The organism is Chryseobacterium sp. S90 (genome assembly GCF_047444895.1).
Classification (GTDB): Bacteria; Bacteroidota; Bacteroidia; order Flavobacteriales; family Weeksellaceae; genus Chryseobacterium.
This window is the reverse complement of record NZ_JBLGCX010000005.1, coordinates 1-19357: the sequence shown is the minus strand read 5'-3', so window position 1 is coordinate 19357 and position 19357 is coordinate 1. Positions and strand designations below refer to the sequence as shown.

Annotated in this window: 18 protein-coding genes and 3 tRNA genes; 1 reads left to right on the top strand and 20 read right to left on the bottom strand. The window is 37.0% G+C overall.

Annotated elements, in window-relative coordinates; all coding sequences use genetic code 11:
- Window positions 1–5: 5 nt before the first annotated feature.
- The 13 genes from ACLMCG_RS13990 to tuf all read right to left on the bottom strand — a co-directional run bounded on the left by ACLMCG_RS13990 (window position 6) and on the right by tuf (window position 9071).
- A complete protein-coding gene (locus ACLMCG_RS13990; RefSeq protein WP_413960187.1) occupies window positions 6–1139 on the bottom strand; it encodes a hypothetical protein in 1134 nt (377 codons plus the stop codon).
- Window positions 1140–1270: 131 nt separating this feature from the next.
- Window positions 1271–1768: a hypothetical protein gene (locus ACLMCG_RS13985; protein WP_413960188.1), complete on the bottom strand. Its 498-nt coding sequence runs from the start codon at window positions 1766–1768 to the stop codon at window positions 1271–1273.
- 275 nt (window positions 1769–2043) lie between these two features.
- Window positions 2044–2409 carry a 50S ribosomal protein L7/L12 gene (gene rplL / locus ACLMCG_RS13980; RefSeq protein ID WP_007845452.1) on the bottom strand — a complete coding sequence of 122 codons (366 nt, stop codon included), beginning with the start codon at window positions 2407–2409 and terminating at the stop codon, window positions 2044–2046.
- A gap of 46 nt (window positions 2410–2455) precedes the next feature.
- On the bottom strand, window positions 2456–3043 hold the full coding sequence (gene rplJ, locus ACLMCG_RS13975) for a 50S ribosomal protein L10 (RefSeq protein WP_047379247.1): 588 nt from the start codon (window positions 3041–3043) through the stop codon (window positions 2456–2458).
- 17 nt (window positions 3044–3060) lie between these two features.
- Window positions 3061–3753, bottom strand: coding sequence for a 50S ribosomal protein L1 (gene rplA / locus ACLMCG_RS13970; RefSeq protein WP_047099699.1), 693 nt, complete (start codon window positions 3751–3753; stop codon window positions 3061–3063).
- Window positions 3754–3764: 11 nt separating this feature from the next.
- Window positions 3765–4208 carry a 50S ribosomal protein L11 gene (gene rplK, locus ACLMCG_RS13965; RefSeq protein ID WP_047379251.1) on the bottom strand — a complete coding sequence of 148 codons (444 nt, stop codon included), beginning with the start codon at window positions 4206–4208 and terminating at the stop codon, window positions 3765–3767.
- A 324-nt stretch (window positions 4209–4532) separates the two neighbouring features.
- Window positions 4533–5201 carry a hypothetical protein gene (locus ACLMCG_RS13960; RefSeq protein WP_413960189.1) on the bottom strand — a complete coding sequence of 223 codons (669 nt, stop codon included), beginning with the start codon at window positions 5199–5201 and terminating at the stop codon, window positions 4533–4535.
- A 7-nt stretch (window positions 5202–5208) separates the two neighbouring features.
- Window positions 5209–5856, bottom strand: coding sequence for a hypothetical protein (locus ACLMCG_RS13955; protein ID WP_223599714.1), 648 nt, complete (start codon window positions 5854–5856; stop codon window positions 5209–5211).
- 12 nt (window positions 5857–5868) lie between these two features.
- Entirely contained in the window at window positions 5869–6489 is a 621-nt protein-coding gene (locus ACLMCG_RS13950) for a hypothetical protein (protein ID WP_413960190.1), read from the bottom strand.
- 464 nt (window positions 6490–6953) lie between these two features.
- Window positions 6954–7496: a transcription termination/antitermination protein NusG gene (nusG, locus tag ACLMCG_RS13945; RefSeq protein WP_223599712.1), complete on the bottom strand. Its 543-nt coding sequence runs from the start codon at window positions 7494–7496 to the stop codon at window positions 6954–6956.
- 19 nt (window positions 7497–7515) lie between these two features.
- On the bottom strand, window positions 7516–7722 hold the full coding sequence (gene secE, locus ACLMCG_RS13940) for a preprotein translocase subunit SecE (RefSeq protein ID WP_045501119.1): 207 nt from the start codon (window positions 7720–7722) through the stop codon (window positions 7516–7518).
- 12 nt (window positions 7723–7734) lie between these two features.
- A tRNA-Trp gene (locus tag ACLMCG_RS13935) sits at window positions 7735–7805 on the bottom strand.
- A 54-nt stretch (window positions 7806–7859) separates the two neighbouring features.
- Entirely contained in the window at window positions 7860–9071 is a 1212-nt protein-coding gene (gene tuf / locus ACLMCG_RS13930) for an elongation factor Tu (protein ID WP_034687396.1), read from the bottom strand.
- Between the two features lie 323 nt (window positions 9072–9394).
- Between tuf and ACLMCG_RS13925 the strand changes: the two genes are divergently transcribed.
- Window positions 9395–10900 (top strand): DUF4394 domain-containing protein, encoded by a 1506-nt coding sequence (locus ACLMCG_RS13925; RefSeq protein WP_413960191.1) that lies wholly within the window; start codon window positions 9395–9397, stop codon window positions 10898–10900.
- A gap of 89 nt (window positions 10901–10989) precedes the next feature.
- On the opposite strand, the gene ACLMCG_RS13920 is transcribed toward ACLMCG_RS13925, so the two are convergent.
- The 7 genes from ACLMCG_RS13920 to ACLMCG_RS13890 all read right to left on the bottom strand — a co-directional run bounded on the left by ACLMCG_RS13920 (window position 10990) and on the right by ACLMCG_RS13890 (window position 19195).
- Complete coding sequence (locus ACLMCG_RS13920) at window positions 10990–14088, bottom strand: efflux RND transporter permease subunit (protein ID WP_413960192.1); 3099 nt, start codon at window positions 14086–14088, stop codon at window positions 10990–10992.
- Between the two features lie 69 nt (window positions 14089–14157).
- The gene (locus ACLMCG_RS13915) at window positions 14158–15243 is read right to left on the bottom strand and encodes an efflux RND transporter periplasmic adaptor subunit (protein ID WP_184557673.1); all 1086 of its coding nucleotides are present in this window, start codon (window positions 15241–15243) and stop codon (window positions 14158–14160) included.
- Between the two features lie 4 nt (window positions 15244–15247).
- Window positions 15248–16489, bottom strand: a complete 1242-nt coding sequence (locus ACLMCG_RS13910) for a TolC family protein (protein WP_413960193.1) — start codon at window positions 16487–16489, stop codon at window positions 15248–15250.
- 218 nt (window positions 16490–16707) lie between these two features.
- Window positions 16708–18072 (bottom strand): ATP-binding protein, encoded by a 1365-nt coding sequence (locus ACLMCG_RS13905; protein WP_223599708.1) that lies wholly within the window; start codon window positions 18070–18072, stop codon window positions 16708–16710.
- Window positions 18073–18753, bottom strand: a complete 681-nt coding sequence (locus ACLMCG_RS13900; protein ID WP_047379264.1) for a response regulator transcription factor — start codon at window positions 18751–18753, stop codon at window positions 18073–18075. It lies immediately after the preceding gene.
- A 255-nt stretch (window positions 18754–19008) separates the two neighbouring features.
- Window positions 19009–19080 (bottom strand) — tRNA-Thr (locus ACLMCG_RS13895).
- 42 nt (window positions 19081–19122) lie between these two features.
- Window positions 19123–19195, bottom strand: a tRNA-Gly gene (locus tag ACLMCG_RS13890).
- Between the last annotated feature and the right edge of the window lie 162 nt (window positions 19196–19357).

Sequence of the window (19357 nt, the reverse complement as noted above, 5' to 3'; positions counted from 1 at the left end):
TTGAATTAGTAAAGTGCTTTCCAGTTGGTCCCATTACAACCTTCATGTACTCTGGTGGTTGTATTATATCGGATTGCACCCTCCTCAGCGGTTGAACAAACCGCATTAGCACCTGAAGCGATTCCTTTCATCTGAATGGCAGCACCTGTAGCAGTAGCTGCTGTAGGGGTCATATTGATTCCTAATATTGTGTCTGTACCGTTATTTTTATTGAAGAAAATATGTTGTTTGTTGGCATAAACCATCTGTCCAGCTGCTGCCTGACCTGAAAATCCTATTGCAAAAGCTTCTGTACCAGTGGCTGTATTCGCTGAACCGACAGCAATATTGTTCAATGATGTTGTATTTCCGCTTCCGATAGCAATCCCGCCACTGTTGATATGATTGTTTCCAACTGTGAGTCCTGTGAGTCCTGTTACGGTATTAAGATTTCCAAATACTAAATTATTAGGTCCTGTAGCATTATTGCTATTCCCTATTACTTTAGCACCATTATTTGCGGTATTCCCCATTCCAATTGCAACAGCGAGAAAATTCCCCTGTGCAGAGACTGTGTTGTCTTTTCCCAATGCAATATTTGAAGAGGTACTATTGGTAAGAATATTATTGGATCCCCAGGTGAATGATGCATAAGGACCTGTTGCAGAATTGGAATTTCCACCTTGCAGGGTTCCATTAGTATCTAATATCCCTTTTACGTTTTTCTGAGTAGCCAAAACCAAATTCTGACCGTCATTGGTACCTAAGTAATTTCCGCTGCCAATATCAGTTCCTAAGGTTGACGTTGTTGCTGTTGTACCGGCATTTCCTACCGTACGCCAGTTTCCGCTGATACTTCCCCATTTGGTACCATCAAAATAATAATACCCTGGTGAAACGACATCAATGGTCTGCCCGGAAGGTGTAGTTTCAACTGAAGTAACATATACTATAGCCCCTGTTTGAGCGGTGGTATAGGTTTTAGCTTTTAATTGTACACCTGTAAGCCTTGGAGCAATCACGCCATCAAGTTTACCAGGGTTAGAAGGTGATCCTACTATATCAAAAGTTGCCTGAGCTTGTCCGGTATTAATCCCAACCTGTGCTAATGCCGGTAAACCAAATGATAAAAGTGCGATAGTAAATAATCTGTTTTTCATGTCTAATGATATTTGCTGTTTTTTATGTGTATGTGTGTTTTTTGAAAGGGTAATTCTCGGGCATTCTCATTCAAATAATAAATGAAATAACAGATAGTACTGTAAGAAAGCGCATAAGATTGTTAGAAATATTAGGAGATAAAAGAATGGATTAGTTTATCAGGAATTTTGATAATAAACTTAAAGCCATCAACAAGTTTAAGAGGGTTGACACAGAGCTTTCGGACTTCATTAAATGTAAGGAAAGTATATTCTTTGCAGACAGAGAATGAAAATATCCATTGAGTCCACATAGTGGCGAATCTTACATCTCTCAGTAGAAATAACTGAAGACCGCTATTATTAAAAAAAGAAAAATTGTGTTGCTTGCTATTGCTATAAAATGCAAAGGCTTTATTTTGAACAGCAGACAATTTGTTTGCAGCTGTCAAATCATTTCCTGCTTCAGACAGATGAACTGAAACATCAGCTAAGCATCGCTGCGGATGATTATTTATAGCTGTGCAATAAGGTAATTCAGTCTTACTCATTTTGCCAGCTGTAAACTTAGCGTTTAGTTTTCCTACAGCCGCCAGAAGCAATAGAAGTGTAATCTTGTGGCCGTAGGAAAGAAAATAATTTCTATCCAATTATGTTGTGTTTTTTTCGGTACAAATATAATATTTTTTTAACCAAAACAACAATTTGTTAGTAAAAAACTAAACAAAATTAACAAATCATAAAATACAAATAAAATATTATGTTAATTTTTAGTAAATGAATAATCATATTAAAATATAACAAAGAAAGAATTAATAATATTCAAATACTATTATAAAATAACATACGCATTTGCAAAGACTTACATACAAAAAAAAGAGCCCGGGCAAATGCCCGGGCTCCTGTATTTATAATAAAATTGAAATTATTTCAATTCTACTTCAGCACCAGCTTCTTCTAATTGCTTCTTAAGAGCTTCAGCTTCGTCTTTAGAGATACCAGTTTTGATTGGAGCAGGAGCACCATCTACGATATCTTTAGCTTCTTTAAGACCAGCACCAGTTAAATCTTTTACTAATTTAACGATAGCTAATTTAGAAGCACCTGCAGACTTAAGAATTACGTCGAATTCAGTTTTTTCTTCAGCAGCTTCACCACCACCTGCAGCAACTACTACAGCAGCAGCAGCTGGCTCAATTCCGTACTCATCCTTAAGGATAGTTGCTAATTCGTTTACGTCTTTTACTGTTAAGTTTACTAGCGTTTCAGCTAAATTTTTTAAATCTGACATTGTTGTAATGTTTTTGTTGATTATTTATTTAATTTCTTGAGTGTAATTATTCAGCACTTGTTTCTTCAGTGCTTTCTGCAGCAGCTTCCGGAGCTTCAGCAGGAGTTTCTTCTACCGCAGGAGCAGCAGCTTCTTCAGCTTTAGCTTCTACAGTTTCAGGTTTGTTTTGAAGAGCAGAAACAACTCTTTGAATTGGAGATTGAAGTAATCCGATGATTTCTCCGATCATTTCTTCTCTAGACTTGATGTTAGCAAGTGCAGATAAGTTTTCGTCTCCAACGTAGAAAGTTTCCTGAACAAAAGCAGACTTTAAAGCTGGCTTTTCTTCTTTCTTTCTGAAACCTTGGATTAATTTTGCTGGACCGTTTGCAGTCTCAGAAATCATTAATGCAGAGTTTCCTTTAAAAGTCTGGAACATTTCAGAGTAATCTACTCCTTCAATCTGCTCCATTGCTTTTTGTAAAAGTGTATTTTTTACAACTTTCACTTTGATATTTTGCTTGAAAGCCTGTCTTCTGAATTCTGAAGACTTCGCAGCGTTCAAACCGTCTAGATCTGCTACGTATACTACTTTTGCATCCTGAAGCAAGTCTTTGATCTCTTGTATTGCTACAACTTTTTGGTCTTTTGTCATTGTCTTAAGGATTTATATTAGTTAACAGATTTAGTATCGATTGCAATACCAGGGCTCATTGTAGAAGACAAATAAATGCTTTTTACATAAGTTCCTTTAGCAGCAGTTGGCTTCATTTTGATCAATGTAGAAATCAATTCCTGCGCGTTTTCTTTGATCTTAGCAGCATCGAAAGATACTTTACCAATACCAGCGTGGATGATACCATACTTGTCTACTTTGAAATCAATTTTACCTGCTTTCACTTCAGTTACTGCTTTACCAATTTCCATTGTTACAGTTCCTGATTTAGGGTTCGGCATTAAACCTCTTGGACCTAATACTCTACCTAATGGACCTAATTTACCCATTACAGCTGGCATAGTAACGATAACGTCAACATCTGTCCAACCTTCTTTGATTTTTTGTAAATATTCGTCAAGACCTACATAATCAGCACCAGCAGCTTTAGCTTCTGCTTCTTTATCTGGAGTTACAAGAGCTAATACTTTAACATCTTTACCAGTACCGTGAGGAAGAGATACAACACCTCTTACCATTTGGTTTGCTTTTCTTGGGTCTACCCCTAATCTTACAGCGATATCTACAGAAGCATCAAACTTTGTAGTGTTCACTTCTTTTACAAGAGCTGAACCTTCTTCAAGGTTATAGATTCTTCCTTTTTCTACTTTGCTTAAAGCTTCCTTTTGCTTTTTAGTTAATTTTGCCATTTCTTTAAGTTTTAAGCGTTAGTTGGTTTAGTTCCTGTTACTCTTAATCCCATAGATCTAGCAGTACCTGCAACCATAGAAAGTGCAGAGTCTGTTGTAAAACAGTTAAGATCCGCCATTTTATCTTCAGCGATTTTCTTTACTTGTTCCCAAGTTACAGAACCTACTTTGTTTCTGTTTGGTTCACCAGAACCTCCCTTGATTTTAGCTGCATCCATTAACTGGATTGCTGCAGGTGGAGTTTTAATAACGAATTCAAAAGATTTGTCTTCGTATACTGTAATTACTACAGGTAAAACTTGCCCTGGCTTATCTTGGGTTCTTCCGTTAAATTGCTTACAAAACTCCATGATGTTCACACCTGCAGAACCCAATGCTGGACCTACTGGTGGAGAAGGGTTAGCTGCGCCACCTTTCACCTGAAGCTTTACCATTTTAAAGACTTTCTTAGCCATTGTTTGTTTTTTAAATTTGAATAATTAATGAGTTTGGAAGCATTTATTATTCAGCAGGTTATGCACTCACATAACAATAAACCTACTTTTTGGACTGCAAAAGTATAAAATATTTTTGAAATAGCAAACGGAAATTGCTGATTTTTAAAAAGTTTTAAAAAATAATTGAGATACAGAATTATTTTTCCAGATCCTCTTTTGCAGTGTCCTCTTTCGGGAGGAATTGAAATACATCCCACCCGATTTTAAAAAGTAAACCTTTAACCAAAAAAAAGAAGAACAAACACTTGCTCTTCTTTTTTTATTTATTGATTCAAAGAATTACTAAAAACCTGATGGTTTGGTAATCGTTTGGGTAGAACCATTATTTCCGCCAAGATCAGCAGTAACATCATTGATATTTTGTTTTGTAATCAGTCTTCTGTAGGCCATCAGATAAAGATCTACCGTAAAGTTGTTATAGCTTCTTGATGGATTGGATGAATTCACAGCAATAATTCTACTGTCTGTAAATTTTGCTCTGATATGCCACGTTCCGTTACTTTTGAAAGCAACCACATCAGGTGACCCCTGCTTGTTGTCATTAATACCGTTATCGCCATAATCAAGCATTACATTGGTGTTCCCGTCATTCAGTTTGAATGAGTAGTTATGAAGTACAACCAGAAAGTTATTTGCATCAATTTTGGTATCATAATCTGTGATTCCCGAACCTGATATTCCGGTAAGGGTAAGTTTAAGATAATTGAACAACCCACTACTTTCTAAAGCCGGATCATACAATTGCAAACCATTCTGTGAAGTTGCCAAGAAACTACCTCCCGTCATGGTAGGCTCACCCGGGTTTCTCAGATATAGGGAATTCGTGTATGTTTTTCCATTAACATCAAGTGTTTCTGTTGGATTAGCAGTGTTTATTCCTACATTTCCTTTTTGGGCATTTAAAAAGATCCCCAGACACATAATTATTGTTATATAAATTTTTCTTTTCATAGTTTTTTTATTGAAGCCCTAGAGGCGTGTTGGTTGATACTCCCGAATAAGCCGGGGAAGCAGATGCTGAAACTGAGCCATTGAAAGTTCCCCAGTCTTTAACTAGTGATTTTTCAAAAACATTCAGGGTAAGAGTCCATGTTCCATTTTGGGATGAAACGGTACCGGCTCCTTTAAAGCTTAAATTAATCGCATGGTAATTTTTACCTCCACTTGCTACCTGAGTAACTTCAGTAGAATAAGAACCAAATGATTTTGGGTTAGTCGTGGTATTAGCTGCCGACACTGCTCCTGTAAAAACTGCACCTGTAATGGCCACAACATATTTACTTACATCTAATCCTGTATTGAGGTTCACCACTTCATCCTGTCTCACATTTTTCAATACAATATTATATATATTTACAGGGGCTACATTACGGAGCGATATATCCAGCAGCTTTACTTTACCTACCGGTGAAGTATCTTTTGAACGGGTAAGAAGAAGATAGTTTCCGCTTGCCTTTGTATTTTCAGTATCTATTAAATAGGACTCTACCAGTGTTTCTCCTTCAACATCGAGAGTTCCTTTGGGTGTGCTAGTATTAATTCCAACTTGTGCATTAATACTTAAAGCAGCAAAACCCGTAAAGAGTATCGCAATAATTTTTTTCATAAAGTATTTGTTTTATTGAATTAATGGAGCTGCAGCAGCACCCGTTGTTGAAGCATTAAGGCTTTGTGTAGAATTAAAATCTTTGGCATATGATCTGTCAAATACCAGCAAATTCAGTGTCCATACTCCTGTAGGAAAAGAGCCATCCGGAGAAAACCCCTGATAATCTGCCTTAAGTTTCCATGTACCTCCTGCAGAATAAGCAAAAATCTGAGGTACCGGTGTAAGCCAATCCGCAGAAAAAGTCCTTGTAGGCTGTGTAAATCCAAAGGAAGAAATTACCACCAAAAATTTACTAGAATTGATTTTTGTGTCAAATTGGTTCACCCAATCCTTGTCTGAAGGATCACAGGTAATTTTAAATTGAATAAGATTAATCGGTGCCGGAGAATTAGGTACAAAGGAATCGTTGTACGCTGTAATTTTGTTTTCCGGAGCTGGAGATTTGATGATGAAAGTGTAATTCTCATCCGCTTTCAATTTCTCCATAGGTTGCTTGAAAACAACTCCTGATGTCTTCATTGTACCGTTCACGGTAAGTTCTTTTTCAGGATTCGCAGTATTGATACCAACCTGCGCATTCACGAGTACGGACGTACCCACAAGAATGACCATCGAAATAATTTTTGTCATTGGGTTATGTGTTTATATAAGGCTTGTGTTTTGAATAGATAATCCAAACTTTATATTTTTTTAAGTAAAAACATAAAATCTACCATACGCCTGTAAACAGTGTATGAAATAAAAAAACATAAAATTTATGGATTATTTAACAGCTTGGTTGCAAGAACTATGCCATCGGAAAATAAATTAAAGAATTGGAAGAAACTATAAAGCAATTAAATTTAAGACTTTCATTGTAGAAATCAACAAGATGTCTGTAATAAAAGACCTTCACTACGTCGAATCTTCGATTTCTGGCGAAGGAAAAATCTTATGTAAAGCCCGGATTCTTCATTTCACTACGTTACATTCAGAAGGACAGAGTCATAATAATAAGACAGCAGATTAATGTAAAATTGCATATAATTAATGAAGTATTATAAAAGCAAAAAGACCGCTTAATAGCAGTCTTTTTATATTTTTATAAGTAATTGTTATACTTTTTCTACTTGCATGTAGCTTAGCTCCATTGGAGTTTTTCTACCGAAGATCAATACAGAAACTTCAATTTTCTTTTTGTCTTCAAGAATCTTCTCAACTGTACCATTGAATCCGTTGAAAGGTCCATCGATTACTTTAACGTTTTCACCTACTACATAAGGAATTTCAACATCGCTTGCAAATTCTGAAAGTTCATCCATTCTTCCAAGCATTCTGTTAACCTCTGATTTTCTCATTGGAACAGGATCTCCTCCTTTAGTTAAACTTAAGAAAGAAATAACTCCGGGAATATTCTTGATAACGTGAGGAATTTCTCCCATCAGTTCAGCTTCAATCATCAAGTATCCAGGGTAGTAAGGTCTTTCTTTAGGAACTTTTTTTCCGTTTCTAATTTGAATAACCTTTTCCATAGGAATAACCACTTGAGTAACGTACTGATCAAACCCTAGACGTTTGATTTCTGTCTCAATATAGTTTTTCACTTTATTTTCCTGTCCGCTGATTGCTTTCAGCACATACCATTTCAATTCGCTCATTATGGGAAAATACTTTTAATTAATTGAACAAGTTGATTAGCATTCCAATGATGTTGCTGATTGATTTAGAAAACAATTCATCAACTCCAAAAGTAAATAATGCCAGAATCACTGTCGCAATAGTCACTACAATAGTAGATGACTGAAGGTCAGCCCACTTTGGCCATTCAACTTTATGTCTGAATTCGTTATAAGAACCTTTTAAAAAATCGACAAATGAACTCATAATTTATATTTGCACGGGCACAAGGATTCGAACCCTGATCAACGGTTTTGGAGACCGGTATCCTACCATTGGACGATGCCCGTAGATAAAAAGCTTCCGAGAGTTTCCTTTCGGAAGCTTTATTTATTTTAAGATGATTAGTCTAAGATTTCAGTAACCTGACCTGAACCAACTGTTCTACCTCCTTCTCTGATCGCAAATCTAAGACCTACGTTAAGAGCGATTGGTTGTAACAATTCTACAGTGATCTCTAAGTTATCACCAGGCATTACCATTTCTACACCTTCTGGTAAGAAGATCTCACCTGTAACGTCAGTAGTTCTTACGTAGAACTGAGGACGGTATTTGTTGTGGAATGGAGTGTGACGTCCACCTTCTTCTTTAGAAAGGATATAAACAGAAGCCTTGAATTTTTTGTGTGGCTTAACTGAATCTTTCTTAGCGATAACCATACCTCTCTTGATGTCAGTTTTTTCAATACCTCTCAACAATAGACCTACGTTATCTCCAGCTTCACCTCTATCTAGGATCTTTCTGAACATCTCAACTCCTGTAATAGTAGAAGTTAATTTCTCGTCACCCATACCTACGATATCAACTGGATCACCAGTGTTGATAACACCAGCCTCGATTCTACCAGTTGCTACAGTACCTCTACCTGTAATAGAGAATACGTCTTCGATTGGCATCAAGAATGGCTTTTCAGTATCTCTTGGTGGTTGCTCGATCCAAGTATCAACAGCATCCATCAATTCTTCAACGCTCTTGAACCACTTATCTTCTGTGTTAGCAGGAGAAGCAGTAGCTGCAGTAAGAGCACCTAGTGCAGAACCTTGAATTACTGGAGAGTTATCTCCGTCAAATTCGTAAGTAGATAATAAGTCTCTAAGCTCCATTTCAACAAGCTCTAATAACTCTGGATCATCTACCATGTCAACTTTGTTCATGAAAACAACGATTCTTGGTACGTTTACCTGACGGCAAAGTAGGATATGTTCTCTAGTCTGAGGCATAGGACCGTCAGTTGCAGCACATACTACGATAGCTCCATCCATTTGAGCAGCACCAGTTACCATGTTCTTAACATAGTCGGCGTGACCTGGACAGTCAACGTGAGCATAGTGTCTTTTTTCAGTTTCGTATTCGATGTGAGCAGTATTGATAGTAATACCTCTTTCTTTTTCTTCTGGAGCAGAGTCAATTGCAGAGAAGTCTTTTTTCTCAGCAAGACCTTTGCTAGCTAATACAGCAGAAATAGCAGCTGTAAGAGTAGTTTTACCATGGTCAACGTGACCAATAGTACCAATGTTCAAGTGTGGTTTGTTACGATTAAACGTTTCCTTTGCCATGATTTAAAATTATTTATTTATTGTTTTTCAAATTTTCGGTGTGCAAATATAATGAATTTTTAAATACCAAAAACTTTTTATTAAAAAAACTTTCAATATTCTCATCCAGTGAAGGACAAACCTTATATTTAACGTATTGAGACTGCAAATTTACAAATTTTTCCGAATAGAAAAAATCCTTAGAAACGTTTTATTAAAAATATAAACTATCTTACTAGTTATGAATACAATATACAGATAAAAAAAACGGGCAGTGATCTCCATCCGTAAATCCAACTTTATTTTTTTCTCGTAAATACAAAACAACAACTAAAATTACTATTATGAGAAAACTATTACACATGTATTTAGCCCTGTTTGCTATTATAACATTATTTTCATGCGATAATTCGGATGAAAACAACATGCCTGAAAATATGACACCTCAAGGTCCGGATCTTATGGTATACGGAATAACCGCTATGAATGAACTTGTTTATTTTAATTCCAACAATCCTAAAACTTTCACCTCAAAAACAGCGGTAACCGGCATTGTATCAGGAGAGAAATTATTAAGCATAGATTTCAGACCTGCGACTGGAGAATTGTATGCATTATCCAATGCCAGCAAATTATATATTATCAATACTTCCAATGCTTCAGCAAGAGCGGTAAGCTCTACTGCATTTTCTCCTATGTTTTCAGGAACAATAGCTTCTATTGATTTCAACCCTACCGTCGACAGGATTCGTCTGGTGAGTAATACCGGACAAAACCTTCGCTTACATCCGGAAACCGGAGCTGTTGCTGCTACTGATATCAATATCAACGGAACAGCAAACCCTTCCGTAACTGGATTAGCATATACCAACAGTAAAGCTGGTGCTTCCACTACTGCTTTATTTGATATAGATCCGGCTTTGGGAAAATTATACAAACAAGATCCACCCAACAATGGAACTTTAGTAGAGGTTGGGAGTCTGGGAACTACTTTTACAGGACAGTCTGCGTTTGATATTAGATATGATAACAGCACTGCATTATTAGCTTTCAATGATAAATTGCATGTTCTGGATCTGAATAATGGCAAAACGACTCCGATAGGAACTCTTCAACAGGCAGTCATTGATATTGCCATTCCTACAGAACCGACAGCTTATGCTATTGACAATTCAAATAATCTTCAAATTTTCAATCCAAACAATCCTATGCCTGTTTCTAAAACAGTGACCGGTTTACAAAGCGGTGAGAATATTTTAGGAATAGATTTCAGGCCGGTCAACGGGCAATTATATGCTTTGGGGAGCTCAAGCAGAATTTATACTATCAATTTAGGGACAGGTGCTGCTACAGCGGTCGGCACCTCTCCTTTTTCAACTTTACTTTCCGGAACGGATTTCGGATTTGACTTCAATCCAACAGTTGACAGAATAAGAGTAGTGAGTAATACTGGGCAGAATCTCCGACTTAATCCTAACGACGGAACAATAGCTGCCGTAGATATTACGTTAAATCCGGCAAGTCCAATGATAAGCGCCGCAGCATATACGAACAACTTTACAGGAGCCACGTCCACTACCTTGTTTGTCATTGACCATAATACAGATAAATTATATCAGCAAAACCCTCCCAATAACGGAACTTTAGTAGAGACAGGTTCTTTAGGTATTAATATTACCAATTCTAATGGTTTTGATATTGGAAGTATGAGCCAAAAAGCCTATTTAATGGCATCGGTAGGTTCCTCTACAAAAATTTACTCTATAAATACAACAACAGGAGCTGCAACTTCAGTTTCCGACTATCCTAATCCTATGGTAAAAGCTTTTACCATAGGATTAGGATTTTAAACTCATCATATTTTATTTCAATAATGGAGAAGCGCGGAAAACTTTGTTTTCCGCGCTTCTGACTAATATAAATGAAAGATAATCCAAATTTAAATGTGGCTGAGCTTTTTAGTTCTGTTGAATATCCAGAAAATAATTGGAAAAATAAGCAGTGTAAGCACGGTAGCTGTAATAAGCCCTCCAATAATGACAATCGCCAGAGGTTTTTGAGATTCTGAGCCGATCCCTGTAGACAATGCTGCCGGCATCAATCCGATAGAAGCCATAAGCGCAGTCATAATTACGGGTCTTGTTCTGGATTTCACTCCGTTTAATATCGCGGAGTCTATATCAAGACCGTCTTTCACATTCTGATGGAATTCTGTGATAAGAATTACCCCATTCTGAATACAAATTCCCAGGAGAGCAATCATCCCTACTCCGGCAGAGATTCCAAAATTGATTCCGGTAACGTGTAAAGCGATAATTCCTCCTATTAAAGCAAAAGGTACATTAGCCAGTACCAACAGGGAATCTTTCATATTTCCAAACAGGATAAACAACAGGAAGAAAATCATCACAATACTTACGGGTACCACCTGTGCCAATCTGTGAGAAGCCCGCTGCTGGTTTTCAAATTGTCCGGTCCATCCTACGGAATAGCCATCAGGAAGTTCAATAGTTTCCACTTTTTTCTGGGCATCGGCAATGGTGCTTCCCAAATCTCTGTCACGGATAGAGAATTTAACCCCGATATATCGTTTGATATTGTCCCTATAAATAAATGCAGCTCCGTTGTCTTTCACAATGGTACTTATTTCTTTTAAAGGAATCTTTGCTCCGTCCTGGGTAGGAACCATCAAAGCAGCAATATCGTTTTCATTGGTTCTGTATTCCTGTGAATAACGCAGACGGATCGGGAATTTTCTTTCACCATCAAACATTTCTGAAGCGGTTTTCCCTCCAAAAGCCATTTCCAATACGGCTTGTGCATCTGCCGGCATTACTCCATAAGCAGCCATTTTATCTCTGTCCAGCACAACGCTTACTTCCGGCTGACCGATATTTTTAATAATTCCCGGATCTTTTACACCTTTTACATCTTTAATTTTTAACAGAACTTCATTCGCTAGTTTATCCAGGGTTTCCAGGTTATCACCATAGATTTTGATTCCGTTTTCTGCTTTAAAACCTGCTACTGCTTCTGCCACATTATCTGAAATCGGCTGGGAATAATTGAAAGTAATTCCCTGATAACTTCTGAGCTTTTTATCAATTTCATTAATCAATTCATCATAGGTGATCTTACGCTTCCATTCTTCTCTTGGCTTAAGGTTAACAGCAAACTGTACGAATCCAAATCCATTAGGGTCTGTTCCGTCATTACTTCTCCCCGTCTGTGCCAGAACATCTGTGACTTCTGAAAAGCTCATAATGTCTTTCTTTAAAAGGTCTGCTGTTTTCAGAGATTCTTTTAATGAAGAGCTCATCGGCATTTCGGCAGTGATCCACAATGAACCTTCATTCAACTGAGGCAGGAATTCTGTTCCTAAAAATTTACCGGAAAATAAAGTGAGTGCAAGGAAAGATATGGCAACAATCATACTCGTTTTTTTATGCTTAAATGTTAAATTAAAGCCTTTCAAAACGATTCTGTCCCAGAAATTAACAAACGGATTATTTTTTTCTCTTACATTTTTATTTAAAAGGATATGTGAAAGAACAGGAACCAGCGTCAATGTAAATATTAATGCTCCAATTAATGCAAATCCCAGTGTAAAAGCCAAAGGAGAAAACATCTTCCCTTCTACTTTCTGAAATGAGAAAATAGGAATCAGGGAAGTAATGATGATTAATTTTGAAAAGAAGATTGCTTTTCCCAATCCTGTTCCGGTCTGTTTGATCCAGCCTCCTTTTGCGAGTTTGTTAAACTTCTCCGTTCCATATTTGTGCGCCTTATGATCAAGCATTACAAAGAGTCCTTCTACCATGACGACGGCTCCGTCTATGATGATCCCGAAGTCCACGGCTCCTAATGAAAGCAGGTTAGCACTCATTCCGGCTAACTTTAAGCATAAAAATGCAAAGAGTAAGGATAGAGGAATAATGATGGAAACAATCAGTGTTGTTCTCCAGTCGGCCATAAAGATTAAAACGATTACCGTTACCAGCACAATTCCTTCAATAAGGTTATGCATTACAGTGTGGGTGGTAAAATCCATCAGATTGTCACGGTCGTAGAAAGTAACCATTTTGACATCTTTTGGAAGGATTTTTTCGTTAAGCTCTTTAATTTTAGCCTTTACTCCTACCAAAACCTCTCTTGGATTTTCTCCTTTTCTCATGACAACAATTCCTTCTACTGTATCGTCATGATGATTCAGGGCGGCCTGTCCTACTCTGGGCATGGAACTTTCATGAACCTCAGCAACATTTTTTACCAAAACAGGATTCCCGCTGTCATTCTGAATGGTAATATTTCCTATATCGGCCACAGATTTCACCAAACCAATCCCTCTTACTACATAAGCCTGACCATTTTTTTCAATGACATCTCCTCCCACATTCAGGTTACTCTTGGTGACAGCATCATATACCTGAAGCGGAGTCAGATTATATTTATCCAATGCTCTCGGATCAATACTTAATTCAAAAACTTTATCCTGGCCTCCGAAAACGTTGATATCAGCTACTCCGGGAACCCCTCTTAATGCACGGTCTATGACCCAATTTTGAAGGGTAAGCAACGCTCTTGAATCTTTTGTTTTACTTTCCAGCGTATATCTGAAAATCTCCCCGGTTGGCCCGTAGGGTGGCTGTACTTCTGGATCTACCTCATCAGGAAGGCTAATGGTTCTTAATTGGTTATTGACCTGATTTCTGGCAAAAGTATCGTCCACCCCATCGTCAAACAGAATTTTAACAATGGAAAGACCAAACATGGTGGTACTTCTCACACTTGTTTTTTTCTGAACCGGGCTCATCGCCAATTCTATGGGGGTAGTGACAAAACGTTCTACTTCTTCTGCACTGCGCCCATTCCATTGGGTAATGATGACAATCTGGGTATTGGTAACATCCGGAAAAGCTTCAATAGGCATATTTTTGAAACTTATAAATCCGGAGATGGCTAAAATCGCTACCCAGATAAAGGTAAATGCTTTATTTTTTAATGAAAAAGCGATTATATTTTTTATGAATTTATTCATGATAGATAAATTGATGACCTAAAAAAGCCGTTAAAGAAAAACATCAATATTCTTAAAGGTTTAATAAGACTAGCTGTTCAGTGAACGGTATATCAGCAGCTGGTTGTTGGTAATCACTTCTTCTCCTTCTTTCAGGCCGTCTGCTATATAAGTGACATCCCCTACTTGTTTTAATACTTTAATTTCTCTCACCTTCACATCTGTTCTTGATTTAAAAATCACTACAAAACTTTTGTTATCATCAAAAATCACTGCTTTGGAAGGAACAGTCAGCATCGTATTGCTCTCCAGGCTGGAAACCTTTATTGTTGCTTTACTGTCCGGAATGAGAAGTCCATTGGCATTATCCAATACCACTCTGGCCTGCATAGCATTGGTCTGTGGATCAATAATCTTGAATATTTTATCAATTTTCCCGTCAAAAACTTTATCCGGGTAAGAAAGAGTAGATACCTGCGCTTTCATTCCAAGGCTTATTTTATCAATATCCGATTCGTTGACATTCATTATTGCCCAAACGTTGGTTGTATTGGCAACATCAAAGATATTATCACTCCTGTCACTTCTCAGCTGCATATCTTTATTGATACTTTTCTGAACAATATAACCGTTGATGGGTGCTACTACACTGTATATATTCCCGGTTTTTACATTATAAACCGTACTTACTGCTGCAGCTCTCTGCAACTGGTCTTCGGCTTTTTGTAACTGGCTTTTTGCTTCCAGGACATCTCTTTCTGTATTCAGTTTTCCTTCGTACAACTCCTTTGCAACACGAAGATTATTTTTTGCCACTACCAGATCTGTTTTTGCATCGCTTACATCTTTTTGAATTTCTGCAAGCTCGGTGCTCCTGATTGTTGCCAGCACCTGCCCTTTTTTCACATAGTCGCCCAGCTCTACATTTACACTCATCACATTTCCTCCTACCAGCGGATAAACATCAATATAACTGTTTTTGTCTGCTGAGATCTTTCCGTAAAAGCTGTATTCATCTTCTATATTCTTTTTTTCAACTTTTGCCAGGGAAATAGAATTCAGCATTGTATTGCTCAGCTCGAATCCTTTCTTGGCGTGATTGGTTTTTTCTTCCTCTTTTTTTGAACAGGCCAATAATGAAAGGGCCATCAATACGGGGATAATATATGTTTTCATGGTTTTAATAGAAGATTTTAGTTTGTACGAGTTGATTAAGCTGTTCTGCGGACTGCATGATCTCATTTTTCATATCATAGATCTGTAGGGCTGTTTCCCTGTAGCTGTCCATAAAGTCTGTGAATTCAATCAGGTTGACATTTCCTTTTCTGAAATTATTCAGCATTCCGTTGTATACGAGATCCATATTCTGCAGATCTGTAGTTTTGATGTCCAGAAGCTGATCATACTGAGCTTTCCAGGTTTTATAAGCAGACTGAACTTTCGTCTCCAGAGTCATTTTTTGAAAGTCAGCGTTTTTCTGATTCTGTTGAATAGCATAGTTTGCTTTTACCACGTTCCCCTGATTCGCTTTCCATAAAGGCAAAGGAATTCCTAAGGTAAGGTTCGCTTCATTATTAAAAGTTCCGCCTGCCTGATCCCATGCAGCACCTACTGTCACATCCGGCACATTCAAAGATTTCTGCCATTGTGCATATAGCTTACTGTTGTCAATAAGTTTCAGATTGTAACGGTAATCAGCATTATTTTCCAACGCTTTGCTTTTCAGTTCTTCTTCATCACCGAATGGCTGTGCTGCCAGTGATTCTTTAGCTTCAGCTTCAGACATCGTTGGTTCTATTTCTTCCGAAACTCCCGTTAAAACTTTCAGGTTCTGTTCAAAATCCAGAATATTTTTATTGATCTCAAGTTTATCATGATTCAGCTGGATTACAATACTCTGTAACCTTACTGCATCTTTAAGGGAAACATTCCCTTTTGCAGACTGCATACGATAAGCATTTAAAAGATCATTCATGTAGCCTAACTGCTTATTGGTATTCTCCAGTTTTAGTTTTTCGTAATAAAGGTTGAAATAGGCGGAACGAAGCTGAGATCTTAAATCCGCCAGCAATTGGGAAAACTGAAGCTGGGCAAGTTCTTTATTGGATTTGGCAAAAGCAATTTCGTTTTTCTTTTTCCCACCCATGTAAATCAATTGAGTAATTCCTGCTCCTTTTGAGTGTCCCACATCAAAAACCTTTTTATCCTGGGGGTTGTAAGCATTGAATTGCCCGCTTAGTTGTGGTAGTTCCCAGATTTTAGCCTGCAGAATATCTGCATCAGCCATATTGATGTTGTATTGTTCGGCGAGCAGCTGGAGGTTGTTCTTCTGAAAGGCTTCTTCGCAATCCAAAAGAGACATCTGCTGTTGTGCTGCCATGAATGAGGAAACGGCGAGACACAGCACTGCAATTCTGTTCATTGTTTTTCTTTTTAAATTACAAAATTGCTTTGATGCTATTAAAAGAAACTTAAATGACGCTTAAAAAAATATTAAAATCTCCTTCTACAGGACGTTTCAAACAAAAAAATAACAGTTGAACAGGTATTTTATTCTCCAAGAGTTGAATTTTTTATTAAAAATTTAATCCGGGGTTTAACAAAAAAGCAACTGATTTTGAGGTCAGTTGCTTTTGAATATTATTTCTTAAAAATTAAAGTAAATTTATTAATATATTCCTGAGGAGAGGAGTATATGATATCGGCATCATGGTATTCCAAAATTCTTTTGACAATCCTAAGACCTAGGCCCGATCCTGCAATATTCTGGGCATTATTCCCTCTTGTAAAAGCTTCAAACAGTTTAGCCTGCTCATCTTCAGAAATAGTATTTCCATGAGAAAGAACTTCTACAGAAAGGTTATCATTCGTTTCGGTAATCAAGACATTCACTTCTGAATTATCAGAATATACCGCTGCATTTTTAAAGAGATTAATAAAGACGATAACCAATAACGATTGAATTCCTTTTATCATGAGAAAAGCATTCTCGGAACTGTCTTCATTAATAAGAAAGTCTAGCTTAAGTTGTGGATAACTTTTCTCTACTGCCTCAAAAGCCTCAAAGATAACTTCATCAATTCTTACCTCCTCATAAATACTCTGAATATTTTCTTTATCAAATTTTGTAAGCAGCAAAAGTGAATTCGTCAAATCCGACAACTGGTATACATCCCGTTGAATCTGTTGTAAAGAAGACAAGGTTTCCGGAGAATGCTCTTCAAATTTTATGAGGTTCTCCAACTGAAATGCCATTCTTGTAATTGGTGTTCTTATCTCATGGGAAGCACTAGCGGTAAAATCCTTTTGTGACTGAAATACATCATCCAGCCTTCCGATCATTGTATTAAATGATTTTGCCAGTACACTGACTTCATCATTAGACTGCTCCACAGGAATCTGTTTCGTAAGTTTATGGGCTGTCACTTCTGAAATTTCTTTGTTCAGATCTTCCAGCGGACGCAGAAACTTTTCCACAAAATAATAACTGAAAAAGCCAATAAGAAGGGTACTCATAGCATAAGCTGTGATCAAAAGATATTTCAGAAACCCCAGTTTTGATTTTCCGTTGGTATCAAAGGCACTCGTAAGAATATAATAGTCTTCACCATTAATTGTCCTGAGCGCGGCATAGATCTCCGGAACTGTTCTTTCCGTATAGATAATTTTCTTTTTATCCAGTTCTTTAAGCATTGCACTATCCCAAGTAACATTCCGGTCTTTAATTGTACTGTAGATTAACTCTTTTTTTTCGTTGAAAATTAAAATCTTTTCATTCAAAAGAATATTATCTGAATTTTCATTGAAAAAAACCGGTGCTTCCTCCTCAAAGTCTTTGGATTTTGAAATAAAATGGGACGTAAATTCAAGTCGTTGTCTGAAACGTTCTTTAAATTCATCTCTCCTGAAATCGTTAAAAGATAAATAAATGACCGCCATCACCATTCCAAAAAGTAATGAAAAGGCGATACTGATCGTTAAAGCTATCTTTCTTTTTAAAGACATTTATAGTGGGCTAAGGTAATATCCGAAACCTGAACGGGTATGGATCAGTTTTATTTTAAAATCTTTATCAATTTTTTTTCTGAGGAAATTAATATAAACTTCTACCGTATTGGTATTCGTATTAAAATTATGCTCCCATACATGTTCTGTAATCTGCTGTTTGGAAACCGTTCTTCCTTGTGCTTCCGCAAGATAAACCAGCAGCTGAAATTCTTTTAATGTAAGCGTAATTTCATTTCCTCCACGATAGACCTTCTGCTCGGTTTTGTTAATGATAAGATCATCAATTCTGAGAATATCCTGATCCGAATTATCGGAAGGTGCTTTTCTTCTCAGCAGCGAGTTCATTCTTAAAAGAAGTTCTTCAAACTGAAAAGGCTTTACCAGATAATCATCGGCCAGCCTGGTGAAGGCATCCTTTTTATCAGAGATATCTCCATAGGCAGAAATGATAATGATCGGCGTATTCTTATCAAAAGAACGGATGGTCTGGCAGACGTCAAGTCCATTTATTTTAGGAACATTAATGTCAAGCAAATACAATTCGTAAGTATTATTTTTTATCTGGCGGAGAAAAGTTTCCCCGTCATAGATTTTATCACAGTTAAAATTATTTGATTCTAAAAATCGGCAAAGTTCTGCAGACAGAATGAGATCATCTTCTAATAAAAGAATATTCATCAAAAATTTATTTTACACGAATTTAACGAAAATTTTATGATTGTGATTCTAAAGATAAAGTAAAAGTTTTCGGGGAACTACTATATTTTATTATTAATAGATAAAAAGTAGCTTTGAAAAAATTGGATGCAATCAGTTTTATTGTTTTGTTTAAGCAGGTGTTTAACGATAAAACTCCTTCAGTGATAAAATCACATCTGTAGTATTCAAAAAATTAGAGCAAAAAAAATCCCGAATAAATTCGGGAAAATCGAGAGCCAACTACGGGACTTGAACCCGTGACCTCTTCCTTACCAAGGAAGCACTCTACCGCTGAGCTAAGTCGGCATTAACTAAAAAAAATCACACTGAGTAGCGTGATTTTTTTTGAGCGGAAGACGGGGGTCGAACCCGCGACATTCAGCTTGGAAGGCTGACGCTCTACCAACTGAGCTACTTCCGCAATTTTGTTTCCAAAACTATTGGTAAACGCTGTGCAAAACTAATAAAACTTATTTAATTTTGCAAGTTTTTTAATAATATAAAATGTGGGGAGAGCAGGATTCGAACCTACGAAGCCGAAGCAACTGAGTTACAGTCAGTCCCATTTAGCCACTCTGGAATC